This window comes from Glaciecola siphonariae, from assembly GCF_042652645.1.
In the GTDB taxonomy this organism is placed as follows: domain Bacteria; phylum Pseudomonadota; class Gammaproteobacteria; order Enterobacterales; family Alteromonadaceae; genus Glaciecola; species Glaciecola siphonariae.
On record NZ_JBHSGU010000029.1, the window covers coordinates 23,551 to 37,530 of the forward strand.

Sequence of the window (13,980 nt, forward strand, 5' to 3'; positions counted from 1 at the left end):
GTACGCAAGGACAGCCGCGCTGATGCGCTAGGATGAACGATATTCTTAAGCACTGATATTCACTCCAGCAAAAATTCGAGTAGATGCACTCAAGGATGAATATAGGCACTTCGTAATGCAAAGTTTCGAATGTGGCTAAACACCAAAAACGCTGACCCAATTACCGTAAGGATGACTTCACCTTTCCCGTTAAATAGGTCATGCCCGAAAATAATCGCCATTACCAAAGCAAGCAACCCGGCAGCACACATCAAAACGATTCCACTTTGGCGATGTTGAAGATAGCCAAATAAAATCGTGAGTACACTTATTGGTATGACGGCTAACACTAATAACACGTGAAAGCCTTCGTCGAAAATGAATAGCGTCGACATTAAAGGGAGCGTGAATAAAACAAGCGGCACTAATGCACAGTGCAAGACGCATAACGAAGAAACACCAATTGCGAGTTTATCGCCAATATTCATTACTTTATTCAAAACCTTCTCCTTTTCCGAGCTGCCTCAGGTCGCATTCGCAAGTCTTGCATACGCCTTTAAGCTCTACTTTTGAATCAATCACTTTAAATTTTGGCGTATTTGCAGCCGCGCACATATTTTCCATTACTGAAACCGGTACTGCCAGCTCGTTGACTTGATTACACTGCACACATATCACAAAAACAGGAAAGTGGTTATTGTTATCCTCACCAATGCACTGGCAAGCAATAAATTTGTTTATCGTATCCAAACGGTATGCGATACGTAAATCAATGAAGAACTCTAATATTCGATAAACCGATGTTGCGATAATTTTTTCGTTAAACCGCTCATTATATATTTTAGCTAGCTCATAAGCAGACATCGCTTGCTCAGCATCCAAAAGCACATTTAACACGTGCAGGCGTTGTTTAGTGAGGCGAGCGTTCTGAGCCTCGCAAATCTCTCTCACCTTCAACACATCAGAATCTTCAAACAACTGCATAGATAAACAAACAAAAAATCACTTGACGTTTTGATATAATATAACATAACTTAAAAAGAGAAAAGAGCTAATTTAAAACATTGAGGGAACAAATGAGAAAACTATCTAAAGTTGCCGCGCTTGTATGTGCGACGTTGTCTGCTGGAGTATATGCAAAGTCGCTAGAGGGTATTGTGCTTGGTGCTGATGGCAAGCCAGTAGCTGACGCAAATGTTGAAATACATGGCTTAGGCCTTGACGCTCGCACCGACGCAAGTGGTCGGTTTGTATTTCCACAGCTCGCTCAGGGCGATACCGAAGTACACATTCGTGCATCGGGTTTTGCGCATTTACACCGTGATTTGAGTGTGCCATCAGAAGGCTTGAGCAACGTAACATTTACCTTGAAACGCTCTGCAATCGAGGTAATTGATATCGTATCAACACCGCTGCATATGTCATCCATGGAGTCATCGATACCCATCAGTGTGTTAAGTGGCGAAACACTGCGACGTCAGCAAAGCGCCACCCTCGGTGATTCTCTTGAAAAAATAGCCGGTGTACATACAAACTTTCATGCCAAAGTAGCTAGCACTCCGGTAATACGTGGCTTGAGCGGTCCTCGCGTGCTGATTGCGCAAAATGGTATGGACGTGAGCGATGTATCCCGAGTAGGCCCTGATCATGCTGTTGCCAGTGAAGCCTCAACGGCCACCCAAATTGAAGTACTTCGTGGTCCCGCCACCCTATTTTACGGTAGCGGCGCCATTGGTGGCGTGGTCAATGTGGTAGACAATCGCGTGCCAACCGACAACGAAACACGGGGCGAGTTTTTACTAGAAGGCAGTACTGTTGATGAGCAAAAGCTGGCGTCATTTAACGTTACCACAGGTTTCGATAACTTCGCGTTTTATGCCGATGGCTTTTATCGCGACTCAGACGACTACGAAGTGCCGGTTATGCCCGAATTGGAGGCTGCAGACCATAACCATGAACATGAGCATGAACACGAGCACGAACACGGACATAACGATGAACATGACAATTCAGGTGATTTTTTCGTTGAAAACAGCGCAGAAGAATCATATGGCTTCACTCTCGGCGGCAGCTATTTACTCGACAACGGTTTTATAGGCGTATCGGTAGAGCAGTTTAATCGAGAGTATGGCATACCTGGCCATTCCCACGGAGATGAAAGTCACGGCGGCCATTCGCATGACGGTGACCATTCACATGACGATAACCACGAAGATGAGCATGGTGATGAGCATAGCAACGAACACTCCGAAGAGGTGTTTGCTGACCTAGAGCAGACGCGCGCGCAGTTACTCGGTGAATTTAACTTTGACCATGCCCTAGTGCGCGAAGTTAATTTACGCGCAGGCTACACCGATTATGAGCACTCTGAGATTGAACACGGTACGGTGGGAACAGTATTCGCGAACGAAACCTATGAACTACGCATAGATACGCTGCATCAGCCTTTTTACGGTTGGCGTGGTGGCGTTTCTCTTCACTATAAAAATACCGACATTGAGGCGCAAGGCAGCGAGGCATTCACACCTCCCTCTAGCACCGAAATGTTTGGCATTGCCCTCATTGAAGAACGACATTTTGGCGATGTATTAGTTCAGCTTGGAGCGCGAATTGAACGCGTTACTATGGACGCGAGTGACGTTCAACTGCCCATGCTTGACGCACATTCACACGATGATGAACATGGCGACGACGAGCATGATCACGACCATGACCATGAGCATGACCATGGATCAGAATTAGAAATCACGCGGGTGTTTACCGCTGATCATGAGTTCACCCCAATCACCTTAAGTGCCGGTGCCGTTTGGGATTTTGCACCCGGCTATAATCTTGCGTTGTCAGTCTCTCGCTCAGAAAGAGCGCCTTCGGCATCCGAATTGCTGTCGTTTGGGCCGCACATCGGAACACGCACATATGAGGTAGGCGCTTTGTTTGCCCTTACTCATGATGAACATGGCCACGATGAGCATAACCATGATCACGACCATGAGGAAGGTCCAGCCATCGGTTTAACCGACGAGGTAATCGATCTTGAAACAGCAAACAACATTGACCTAACTTTTCGCAAAACAGAAGGCGATGTAGGCTTTATTTTTAACGCCTTTTACAACAGCGTTGATAATTACTACTACCAAGTGAATACCGGTTTGTTTGCCGATGATGGCCACGACCACGGCAGCCACGACCATGGTGGTCATGATTCACATGACCATGGCTCTCACGATCACGGCTCACACGAGCACGGTGATGCACATGAGCATGAGGGCGAGTTACCGGTATTTATATTCCGAACTGATGACGTGATCCTGCATGGCTTTGAAGCGCAGGTAGCTTGGCAGGTAACAAATACCTTCAAAGCAAGCGTGTTTGCAGACTATGTTAGAGCGCGCTTAAAAGATGGAGATGCAGGCTCTCGCGATTTGCCGCGTACACCACCGCTTAGATTCGGCTCGCAGTTTAGCTATCAAAACGAAAGCTTGAGTGCGCACTTGGACATCACGCGCTATCAGTCACAAGACAAAATAGCCAATTTTGAGACCGAAACAGACGGCTACACTCTTGTTGATGCCGGCATCGCGTATGACCTACCCATTCTAGATAACAATGTCACAGTTTATTTGAAAGGCAATAACCTCACCGATACGGAAGCAAGAGTGCATACCTCCTTCTTAAAGGATATAGCGCCGCGTCCCGGCCGCAACTTAAGCATCGGCGTAAGAGGCTATTTTTAGTCGCGCTCAACAATTTAAAATAAAAGGAACCTATTTATGAACAACGTTAAAACCCTTAGCTTACTCACATTAGCCATCAGCGCGACCCTTTTAACGGGCTGTGGGGATGCCGAAACAACCATAATTGAACGCGAGCCCATTGTTGAAACGCCGCCAAATGGAGGTGGCGGTAGCAATCCGCCGAGCAATGACTTCTTAATTGAGAGTATGGGTCGCTTGGCCGTCACCTCAGGTGAGAGCAGTAGCGTGTCAATTATTGATTTAGACGACGGCGACATGCTCGATAGCTTTAACTTAAGCAATGATGGCAGCCGTGTATATCCATCTGCGTCGTATCGCTATGCAGTGGTTACAGCTCGTAATGCCGATATGGTCGAATTTATAGACGGTGGCTTATGGCGAGAAGACCACGTAGACCATTTGCATGATTACGAGCAAGCACCCCAAATGACAGATTACATGCTAAGCGGCTCTCGTCCGACGCATTTTGTGAACCATGACGGACAGTCGGCTATTTTCTACGACGGTGATGCCGCTGCCGGCATTCCTGCCTCTGTGCATGTTATTTCTGATATGGACATCACTAATGAGAACGATAGTCCCGCAACGCTTATGTACACAGTTAACATGCACGGGGTAGCAGAACCGCGCGGCGATTTCTTGTTGGCAAGCGTAAGGCGCGACGACGCCCAGAGCACCTCTGGCAACACGATACTTCCCGATCAAGTGGGCGTATTTCACCTACACGATGGCGAATATGAATTAGAACAAACCTTCGAACTTGCTTGCCCTGACTTACATGGTGCGGCACAAAATCACGACTTTGTGTTGTTTGGATGTGGCGATGGCGTTTTGGTTGCGCACGAGCATGATGGTGAATTTGAGGCCACTAAAATTGACAATATCGATGCCATAGACGGCCTACGTATTGGCAGCCTTTATGGTCATCATGACGCCGACGCATTTATCGGCGTTGCTAGCAACCGTGCTACCGGCGAAGTCTTCGTGCTCAGCATCGACCCAGAAGCAAATGAAATGGAAGTGATTGACTGGCAAGCACAAGAGGGCGCGCGCCCTATCTCTTATGCGTTTAGTTACGATGGCGAGCATGCCTTAATACTCGATAGCCTTGGCAATTTAAACATCTTATCGGCGCATATTCATGGCGGTGTAAACGAATTTGAATTTGAGGGCGCAGTCACGCTTAGTACCCAAGATTTAAGCGCCATGCCAGAGGGTCTTTCTTTTACCATGACAGTTGCCCAAAACGCAAACTATGTATATGTTGCCGACCCAATCGCTCAGCACATATTAATGGTGCACATAGAAGATAGAGAGGTAGAGGGTGATTTCGAACTTGATTTTGCGCCTGCTAACGTCACATGGTTAGGTATTGCTGAAGAAGCGCACAACCATCCATAAGGCCGATTTTAAAACATCACCCGTGGTTTACATCGACTCACTGCCTTGGCCTTTGCTCAAAATATTTTGTTTTGGGCATTGGGCCAAGGCATGATTGTAGCCACACACTACGATTCTACATAAGATAATATGGAAATAATTTCTGCCGTTCCCACCAATATTATTACCGGCGCTTTAGGCGCGGGCAAAACTACCTTTATTAAAGCGCTCTTAAAAACTAAACCTAAACATGAGCGCTGGGCAGTTTTGGTTAACGAATTTGGTGAAGTCGGAATAGACGGTGCAATATTGCATTCATGCGCCAGCAAAGACTCCTCAGACAAACAAACGATATTTATTCGGGAAATCCCCGGTGGCTGCATGTGCTGTGCTTCAGGATTGCCCATGCAAATAGCGTTAAATCAATTACTCGCAATCGCAAAACCCCATAGGCTCTTGGTAGAACCGACCGGACTCGGTCACCCAAAGGAAGTGGTAGAAGTGTTTTCGAGTGAGCACTATCGAGATGTGATTTCGCTTAAAAGTACATTTTGCTTAAGCGATGCGCGCAAACTTAAAGACGTTAGATGGCGCGAACATCCAACTTTCAAAGAACAGTTTGAAGTCGCTGATTATATCATCGCAACTAAAATCGACCGGTATGAAGAGGCTGACATGGGCTATCTCAAAGAATATTTAAAAACAAACTCAATCGGCGATACGGAAATTTTAACTGCCGAGCACGGCAAAATCATGCAAAACACCACCGCTCTGCTCTCGCAGGCCAGTCATCATAGCCTAAACAAAAAAATGCGACCTTTGGCTAAAAGTCATCCCAAACAACACGCGTTTGAAGACAATGAATCAAATGAGCCGGCTACAGACGTTAATGCAGTGTTTAAACAGAACAAAAGCGACGGTTTTGTTTCACTAGGGTGGATTTGGCCGTCAAGATATTGTTTTAATCATGACAGCTTGATTCGGACGCTTACCGAAATTGATGCGATTAGAATCAAAGCGCTCATGATCACTAACCAAGGCATTTTTACAATTAACAATCAAGGAGATGAATGGCGCATTTACGAATATGATGAAGCGATGGACTCCCGTCTAGAGCTTATTGTAAAAGATGAAGCGTTGATATCTCAGTTAAAAACCGCAATCGATTCGCTGGTTTCTATCCAGAGCGTCTAACACTAATCGATATGTCAAACCTTCATACAGTGCATTGAAGCGCAATTGCTTGAGAATACTGTCTACCACCACTGGAAATACAGCAAGGTATGTAGGCACACGCAAGCAATTGCACCAGCAACGATGTCGTCGAGCATTATACCAAAGCCGCCATGCACTTTTTTGTCAAACAAGCGGATTGGCCAAGGTTTTAAAATATCGAAAAAACGGAAAAGCAAGAAACCTATCAGTAACGTTAACGGATTAATGGGCACCGCAATAAACACTACCATCATGCCAGCGATTTCGTCCCACACGATTGACCCATGATCGTGAATACCCATTGCATCTGCAGTTTTTTGGCAGAAGCGTATACCAATTAAACAAGCAATGGCGCTTACAAACACGAACCAAAAAATTGATAGATAAGACATCATCAGGAGTAAAGGGATGGCGGCAAGTGAGCCGAACGTGCCCGGCATAAACGGAACTAAACCTGAGCCAAACCCCAGTGCACAGAAGTGATCTGGATTAAGCAGTGATACCCGTTGGCGTAGTTGTTTATCCATAACGATTAGCTAAGTCCAAATATGTGCTTAGAAGTGCTGGTAGCCTCTATCTTCAAGCGATACAAAAGAAAACGGCTGGTCATTTAATCGCAAGTCGATTTTGCCGCTTACGCCTGTAATTTGTCCAATGCAGGTGACCGGTAAATTATAACTTGCCATCGCGCTTTCCATGCTTACTCGGTGTTCTTCGGCAATCGTAAACAAAAGCTCATAATCATCGCCGCCTGTGCAGGCGTAAGTTAAAGCCTGCTGCAACTCTGGAATACTTGAGCCGAGCTCTTTAGAGATGGGTAGTTTGTCTAGATGCAGAAGTGCCCCTACATTAGAGCCCTTGAGTATATGCTGTAAGTCCTGCATCAAGCCATCAGACACATCAATACAGGCGTTTGCCAAGCGACGTAAAGTCGTCCCCGCTAACACGCGAGGTGTCGGAAAACTATGACGCGCAACTAAGTATTCTTGTGCGCTTTTATCAGTCAACTTAAGTTTATTTTGAAGGCAATCTAAGCCCGCTGCAGCGTCGCCAAGCGTGCCGGTCACAAACAACCAATCACCGGGTTTAGCGCCCACTCGTGTGAGTACGCTTTCTGGCGGAACGAAGCCTTGAGCGGTAATCGTTACCGCTAGCTTACCTTTCACGGTATCACCGCCAATAAGCTGAATCGAAAAGTACTTGGTTAACTCCTGCACCTTCTGCGAAAACAGTTCAAGCCACTGATTGTCAACCTCGGGCAAAGACAGCGACAAGTTAATCCAAGCCGGCTCTGCGCCCATTGCGGCTAAGTCACTTAAATTAACCGCGATCGCTTTATGTGCAATGGCATCTGCACTTGCCTGCCGCAAAAAATGCACCCCTTCGAGGAGCGTGTCGGTGGTTGTTGCTAAATACTGACCTTGAGGCACTTGCGTGATAGCAGCATCATCACCCACGCCAATAATGACGTCTTTACGAACAAAATCAGGGGTAGAAAAATAATCGCGAATTAAAGTAAATTCGTCCAAACCTATCTTCTTTCGTCTTTTCTGAGAGTTTTGACCGCTTTATCTAGCGCGCCATTAATAAATTTGTGACTTTCTTCGGCGCCAAAGGTTTTGGCAAGCTCAATTGCTTCATTAATCACCACCTTAAACGGTGTGTCTAATCGGTGAAGTAGTTCAAAGGTGGCCAGTCGCATAATCGACTTTTCAATAGGATCTAACTCTTCAGGCAAGCGCCCTAAATACGCTTTGTATGCCGCATCAATCGCTTGCGGATCGTCAGCTACGCCTTTTAAAATCGCCTGAAAATACTCCATGTCGACCTTAGACATATCGTTACTTGTCGCAATAGCAAGCTCTACCTGCTGCATATCGTTGCCACTCATTAGGTAGCTATATAAAGCTTGTAAGGCCAGTACTCTGGCCTGTTTTCTGTGGGCAGGTTTCACTAAAGGCTACCGTCTATTGCAGCTACAACGTTCACCATTTCAAGCGCAGACAACGCGGCTTCAGAGCCTTTGTTGCCGGCTTTAGTACCAGAACGCTCGATCGCTTGCTCAATACTGTCGGTCGTGATCACGCCAAAAGCGACGGGAATACCTTCATCCATTGACACTTGAGCTAGCCCCTTGTTGCACTCTCCGGCAACAAAATCAAAATGCGGTGTGCCGCCGCGGATCACTGCGCCCAAGGCGATAATGGCGTCAAAATTGCCTTTTTGAGCAACCTTTTTCGCAGCGAGTGGCATTTCATAAGCGCCAGGCACGCGCACTACCGTGATGTCGTCAGGATTCACTTCACCATGACGTTCGAGCGTATCAAGCGCACCTTCTAACAAACTTTCAACAACAAAACTGTTAAAGCGGGCAACAACAATGGCGAATTTTTTGCCTGTGGCGCGTACATTACCTTCGATTACGTTCATGCAATATGCTCCTATAAAAATCGGCGCGAAGTATAGCACAGAAGACTCAAATCGTGAGATATTTTAAGCCTTACTGTGCACGGGTGTGATTTAGGCCTTATAAACAACTATTGCAAGTCGTTAATTGTGCCTAGTCATGTATGTATTCTACAACCTCTAATCCATAGCCAGATAGCGCTGAATATTTAATTGGTTTGCTGAGCAAACGCATTTTCTTTATACCTAAACTGGCTAATATCTGGCTGCCTACGCCAACGGTACGTGACGAGCCCTGCCATGTTTTACCTTTCGCTATTTGGTCGTTATCTTCAGCCTCAAACTGCTTAACTTGGCCTTCAATATCTTCTTCTTTGCCCAATAAAACCAACACCCCACCCTCATCATGAATGCGCTTCATGGCTTCTTGCAAAGGCAAAGAGCGATTAATAGCTCGGGTTGAACCTAGTAAGTCACTCAGCGTGTTGTGCAGATGCACTCTCACTAAGGTAGGTTCGCTTGCATCAATCTCGCCTTTTTTAAGCGCAAAGTGGATTTGTTTATCGATCACATCTTTAAATGTAATAAGCTCAAACTCACCGACCTCGGTTGGCAATTTGCACGTCGCCACTTTTTCTATGGTCGTTTCGTTTAAATTTCGGTACTCGATCAAATCGGCAATCGTGCCAATTTTCAGGCCGTGTTTTTGAGCAAACACTTCAAGCTCAGGCCGTCTGGCCATGCTGCCATCATCATTTAGAATTTCGACAATCACAGCCGCAGGTTCACAACCTGCTAAACGCGCTAAATCTACGCCTGCTTCGGTGTGTCCAGCGCGATTTAACACTCCACCTTCTTTAGCGATTAATGGAAAAATATGACCCGGCTGCACAATGTCGTCTGCCACGGCATCATGCGCGACCGCTGCTTGAATGGTGCGCGCTCGGTCAGCTGCTGAAATACCCGTTGTTACGCCATCTCTGGCTTCAATAGATACGGTAAAATTAGTTGAAAACTGTGCGCTGTTTTTATCAACCATGAGCGGAAGCTTTAAACGCTTGCAGCGCTCGGTTGTCATGGGCAAACATACCAGTCCGCGTGCGTGCGTTACCATAAAGTTTATGGCTTCGGCGTTTACATGCTGCGCCGCCATGATGATATCACCTTCATTTTCGCGGTCTTCATCATCCATAAGGATGACCATTTTCCCTTGTTTGATATCGTCAATAATCTCTTGTGTGCTGTTTAGTGCCATCTTACTGCCTTTGTGTGTGTGTCAGTGCGTGGTCCCAGCGTGAGCCTTCGCTCAATGGGAGCTTTTTATTTTAAATATCCGTGTTCAGCCAAAAAACTCATGCTGATATCTGAAGCTTGTGGCGTGGCTGCCTTATCGCCTAGCATCAAGCGCTCTAGGTAACGGGCAATAACATCTACCTCTAAGTTTACTTGGGTACCCACTTTATACCCGCCAATCACGGTTTCTTTTAATGTATGCGGTATTAACCACAGCATGAATGACGCACCCTTTACTTCATTAACCGTTAAGCTTACGCCGTCTACTGTAATTGAGCCCTTATGCGCAATGTACTTTGCAAGGTTATCGGGCGCTTTCACCCATACCTCAACGTAGCGAGTATGTTCACTAATCGACTCTACCGTGCCCACACCATCAACATGCCCAGACACGATGTGTCCGCCAAAACGGCTATCGGTGCGCATTGCCTTTTCAAGGTTGACTGAACTGCCGCTGCTGTAATGTGCAAAACCGGTATACTTGATTGTCTCAGCAGATACGTCTGCTTTGTAGTAGTCGTCACCTTTATCTACCACGGTTAAACAAACGCCGTTGGTAGCAATACTGTCACCCAGGTGCACGTCAGTCATATCTAATTTCCCTGACTGTACTGTAAGGCGAATGTCTTGGCCTTGCTGGTCGAGAGATGAAATGATTCCTACTGCTTCGATAATTCCGGTAAACATGATGTTCTCACTTTTATTGACGGTTTCTCACCTGCTAGTGTGTCGCAAGTAAATCGCTTATGCCGCATCGCACGAAACTGAGCTTCAACCGCGCTGTTTTAATTGGCAGCGAAGCTTAATATCTGGCCCTATCTGTTTCAATTCAGATATGGGGGCATTCAAGGCCTGATTCAAATGTGTTTTGGTTTGGGTGCTAACAAGCTCCATTGCATTGCCACCAAGTAACTTAGGCGCCATATACAGAACAAGTTCATCTACTAGGTCTGCATCAAGCAAGGCACCCGCTAGCTTCGCACCGGCCTCAACCCATACTCGGTTGATTTGCTCATGACCAAGGTCATCAAGCATACGTGCCAAATCAACATGTCGCCCATTCTGTTTTCTATCGAGCTGCACTTGGGTAACAAAGTCGTTTGCGATGCTGCTGTCAAACCGATGGTTGTAAACCCGCGTGGCTTGGCCGTCTTGTAGCAAGTGAAGATGGTGGTTTAACTGGTTTTGACCGTCAACAATCACGCGCAGAGGCTGTTTGCCCCGCTTAGCAAATGCCTCTGCATTGCTTGGCGATAACTCGTCGGCGCGCACGTTCAAACGCGGATTGTCTGAAAGCACAGTGCCCGACCCAGATAAAATAGCGCAAGAGCGCGCGCGCTCTAACTGTACGTCGCGTCTAGCTTGAGGAGAGGTTATCCATTGGCTTTCGCCGTTCGCCAGCGCGGTTTTCCCATCAAGGCTTGCGGCAAGTTTTAATATTACGTAAGGGCGCTTTGTCAGCATGCGAGTAAAAAACGCAGCGTTGATTGCTTGCGCATGTTTCTCCATAAGGCCGCTTGAAGTATGGATGCTGGCTTGTTCAAGCATCGCCATGCCCTTCCCTGCGACTAAGGGATTAGGGTCGAGAGTAGCTGCAATCACCTTGACGACGCCCGCATTGACCAAAGCTTGAGCGCACGGCCCGGTGCGTCCATGGTGGGCACATGGCTCAAGCGTCACATATGCGGTAGCACCTTTTGCGTGGCTGCCTGCTTGCGCTAAGGCAATCACTTCGGCGTGTGGCTCACCGGCCCTCACATGAAAACCTTGCCCAACAAGTTTTCCTTGGTCCGAAACTAGCACACACCCCACACTCGGGTTAGGGCTTACCGATAGTTCACCGCGCTTGGCAAGACTCAGTGCCAAAGCCATGAACTTGGCGTCTTGTTCGCTAAACTGAGCCTGAGCCATCATTTATTGAGATTCACTCGATAATCTGGCGATTTCTTCACCAAATTCTTTGACGTCTTCAAACGAGCGGTAAACCGACGCAAAACGCACGTAAGCCACTTTATCAAGTTTTTTAAGGGCATCCATAATTAGCTCCCCCACAAACTCGCTTTTAACCTCACGCTCGCCAGTAGCTCGAAGTGACGCTTTAATTTGAAATACGCACTGCTCAATTGCCTCTATGCTAACTGGGCGTTTTTCAAGGGCGCGCTGTAGGCCTGACATCAACTTCTCTTCGTTGAAGGGTTCTCGCGTATTATCGCGCTTTACGACCCGAGGCATCACTAATTCAGCGGCTTCAAAACTGGTAAATCGCTCACTGCACTCAACGCATTGACGACGCCTACGAACCTGCGCACCATCGGATACTAAGCGAGAATCAATCACTTTGGTTTCTTGCGCTGAACAAAACGGACAAAACATATCGTTTCCTTATACGCCAACTCTGATAAGCCTAACTCAGGCTAACCACAAATACGCACTACCTAGAAAATTAAAAAGCCGGACGTATCCGGCTAGTATCACTATTAGCCTGAATACGCAGGCAACTAAAAGCGGCTGTTTTATCCGTAAACTGGAAACTTCTCACAAAGTTCAACAACTTCGCCTTTAACCCGCGCAATCACGCTGTCGTCGCCCATATTATCAAGCACGTCACATATCCACGTTGCTACTTGCTTCGCTTCAGCCTCCGCAAAGCCGCGGCGCGTTATCGCTGGTGAACCGATGCGCAAACCGCTGGTCACAAAGGGAGAGCGAGGATCGTTTGGTACTGAGTTTTTATTGACGGTAATATTAGCGTTGCCTAGGGCAGCGTCAGCATCTTTTCCGGTGATGTCTTTATCAATTAAATCTAGTAAAAACAGGTGATTATCTGTGCCATTTGAAACAACTTTAAACCCTCTATCTTGCATCACAGCTACCATCGCCTTCGCGTTTTTCAAGACCTGCTTTTGATACACTTTAAAGTCATCAGATAAGGCCTCTTTAAACGCAACTGCTTTAGCTGCAATAACGTGGCAAAGCGGACCGCCTTGATTACCGGGGAATACAGCGCTGTTGAATTTTTTGTATAGGGTTTCGTCGCCACAGTTTGACAAAATCAAGCCGCCACGAGGGCCCGCCAGCGTTTTATGAGTCGTTGTTGTCACCACGTGAGCGTGAGGAATGGGGCTTGGGTACTCGCCTGCCGCTACTAAACCGGCTACATGAGCCATATCCACAAGTAAATACGCGCCAACTTTGTCGGCAATTTCTCTGAATCGTGCCCAATCAACAATGCCAGAATAAGCAGAGAATCCGCCAATGATCATTTTAGGTTTGTGCTCAAGCGCTAGCGCTTCAACCTGATCATAGTCAATAACGCCGGTTTCTGGGTGCAGACCATATTGCACGGCGTTGTAGGTTTTTCCTGAAAAATTAACATGCGCTCCATGGGTTAAATGACCGCCGTGAGCCAGGCTCATTCCTAACACGGTATCATTTGCCTCTAAAAGCGCCATGAACACAGCAGTATTGGCCTGAGAGCCAGAGTGCGGTTGTACGTTTGCGTAATCACACGCAAACAACTGTTTAGCGCGGTCTATCGCAAGTTCTTCAGCAATATCAACATACTCACAGCCACCATAATAGCGTTTGCCCGGATACCCTTCTGCGTATTTATTGGTAAGTTGCGAACCCTGCGCCTCAAGAACGCGCGGGCTACAATAGTTTTCAGACGCAATCAGCTCAATGTGATGTTCTTGGCGCTGTCTTTCTTTTTCCATGGCATCGGCCAATTCCGGATCGAACTCGGCGATAGTCATATTGCTGGATAACATGTTTTCTCCTTTGTTAAGGCAGGTAGCAGACCTAGTGAGCTGCAAAGGTTAATTGAGCGTATTTAATGTAGCTAAAAGCATCATGGTATTAGATGATTGTAGCGGCGCAACATTTTAAACATCAATTTATGTTTGAGCATTGCTCGAAACAAGCATTTGTGCGCTGTCAAGGCGCTTAAATA

The 13,980-nt window shown here is 46.8% G+C and carries 14 protein-coding genes; 3 read left to right on the forward strand and 11 right to left on the reverse strand.

Annotation, left to right across the window (positions count from 1 at the left end; genetic code table 11):
* Positions 1-89: 89 nt before the first annotated feature.
* Both ACFO4O_RS16835 and ACFO4O_RS16840 read right to left on the reverse strand, forming a co-directional pair.
* Positions 90-479 (reverse strand): MerC domain-containing protein, encoded by a 390-nt coding sequence (locus ACFO4O_RS16835; RefSeq protein ID WP_382410648.1) that lies wholly within the window; start codon positions 477-479, stop codon positions 90-92.
* Positions 472-963 (reverse strand): Fur family transcriptional regulator, encoded by a 492-nt coding sequence (locus tag ACFO4O_RS16840; RefSeq protein ID WP_382410650.1) that lies wholly within the window; start codon positions 961-963, stop codon positions 472-474. Before ACFO4O_RS16840 ends, ACFO4O_RS16835 begins: the two co-directional genes overlap by 8 nt.
* 92 nt (positions 964-1,055) lie before the next feature.
* On the opposite strand from ACFO4O_RS16840, the gene ACFO4O_RS16845 reads away from it, so the two are divergent.
* The 3 genes from ACFO4O_RS16845 to ACFO4O_RS16855 all read left to right on the forward strand — a co-directional run bounded on the left by ACFO4O_RS16845 (position 1,056) and on the right by ACFO4O_RS16855 (position 6,308).
* Positions 1,056-3,713 carry a TonB-dependent receptor gene (locus tag ACFO4O_RS16845; RefSeq protein ID WP_382410652.1) on the forward strand — a complete coding sequence of 886 codons (2,658 nt, stop codon included), beginning with the start codon at positions 1,056-1,058 and terminating at the stop codon, positions 3,711-3,713.
* A gap of 36 nt (positions 3,714-3,749) precedes the next feature.
* Entirely contained in the window at positions 3,750-5,135 is a 1,386-nt protein-coding gene (locus ACFO4O_RS16850; RefSeq protein WP_382410654.1) for a 5-methyltetrahydrofolate--homocysteine methyltransferase, read from the forward strand.
* Between the two features lie 129 nt (positions 5,136-5,264).
* Entirely contained in the window at positions 5,265-6,308 is a 1,044-nt protein-coding gene (locus ACFO4O_RS16855) for a CobW family GTP-binding protein (RefSeq protein WP_382410656.1), read from the forward strand.
* Positions 6,309-6,370: 62 nt separating this feature from the next.
* Here ACFO4O_RS16855 and ACFO4O_RS16860 read toward each other — a convergent pair whose 3' ends face one another.
* The 9 genes from ACFO4O_RS16860 to glyA form a co-directional block, all read right to left on the reverse strand.
* A complete protein-coding gene (locus ACFO4O_RS16860; RefSeq protein ID WP_382410658.1) occupies positions 6,371-6,856 on the reverse strand; it encodes a phosphatidylglycerophosphatase A family protein in 486 nt (161 codons plus the stop codon).
* A 27-nt stretch (positions 6,857-6,883) separates the two neighbouring features.
* Entirely contained in the window at positions 6,884-7,858 is a 975-nt protein-coding gene (gene thiL, locus ACFO4O_RS16865) for a thiamine-phosphate kinase (RefSeq protein WP_382410660.1), read from the reverse strand.
* A 2-nt stretch (positions 7,859-7,860) separates the two neighbouring features.
* On the reverse strand, positions 7,861-8,283 hold the full coding sequence (gene nusB / locus ACFO4O_RS16870; protein WP_382410662.1) for a transcription antitermination factor NusB: 423 nt from the start codon (positions 8,281-8,283) through the stop codon (positions 7,861-7,863).
* Positions 8,283-8,759: a 6,7-dimethyl-8-ribityllumazine synthase gene (gene ribH / locus ACFO4O_RS16875; protein ID WP_382410664.1), complete on the reverse strand. Its 477-nt coding sequence runs from the start codon at positions 8,757-8,759 to the stop codon at positions 8,283-8,285. Before ribH ends, nusB begins: the two co-directional genes overlap by 1 nt.
* Positions 8,760-8,889: 130 nt before the next feature.
* Entirely contained in the window at positions 8,890-9,990 is a 1,101-nt protein-coding gene (gene ribBA / locus ACFO4O_RS16880; RefSeq protein WP_382410666.1) for a bifunctional 3,4-dihydroxy-2-butanone-4-phosphate synthase/GTP cyclohydrolase II, read from the reverse strand.
* A 65-nt stretch (positions 9,991-10,055) separates the two neighbouring features.
* Positions 10,056-10,715: a riboflavin synthase gene (locus ACFO4O_RS16885; protein ID WP_382410668.1), complete on the reverse strand. Its 660-nt coding sequence runs from the start codon at positions 10,713-10,715 to the stop codon at positions 10,056-10,058.
* A gap of 84 nt (positions 10,716-10,799) precedes the next feature.
* Positions 10,800-11,942, reverse strand: a complete 1,143-nt coding sequence (ribD, locus tag ACFO4O_RS16890; protein ID WP_382410670.1) for a bifunctional diaminohydroxyphosphoribosylaminopyrimidine deaminase/5-amino-6-(5-phosphoribosylamino)uracil reductase RibD — start codon at positions 11,940-11,942, stop codon at positions 10,800-10,802.
* Positions 11,943-12,401 carry a transcriptional regulator NrdR gene (gene nrdR / locus ACFO4O_RS16895; RefSeq protein WP_382410671.1) on the reverse strand — a complete coding sequence of 153 codons (459 nt, stop codon included), beginning with the start codon at positions 12,399-12,401 and terminating at the stop codon, positions 11,943-11,945.
* A gap of 140 nt (positions 12,402-12,541) precedes the next feature.
* On the reverse strand, positions 12,542-13,798 hold the full coding sequence (gene glyA / locus ACFO4O_RS16900; protein ID WP_382410673.1) for a serine hydroxymethyltransferase: 1,257 nt from the start codon (positions 13,796-13,798) through the stop codon (positions 12,542-12,544).
* Positions 13,799-13,980: the final 182 nt, after the last annotated feature.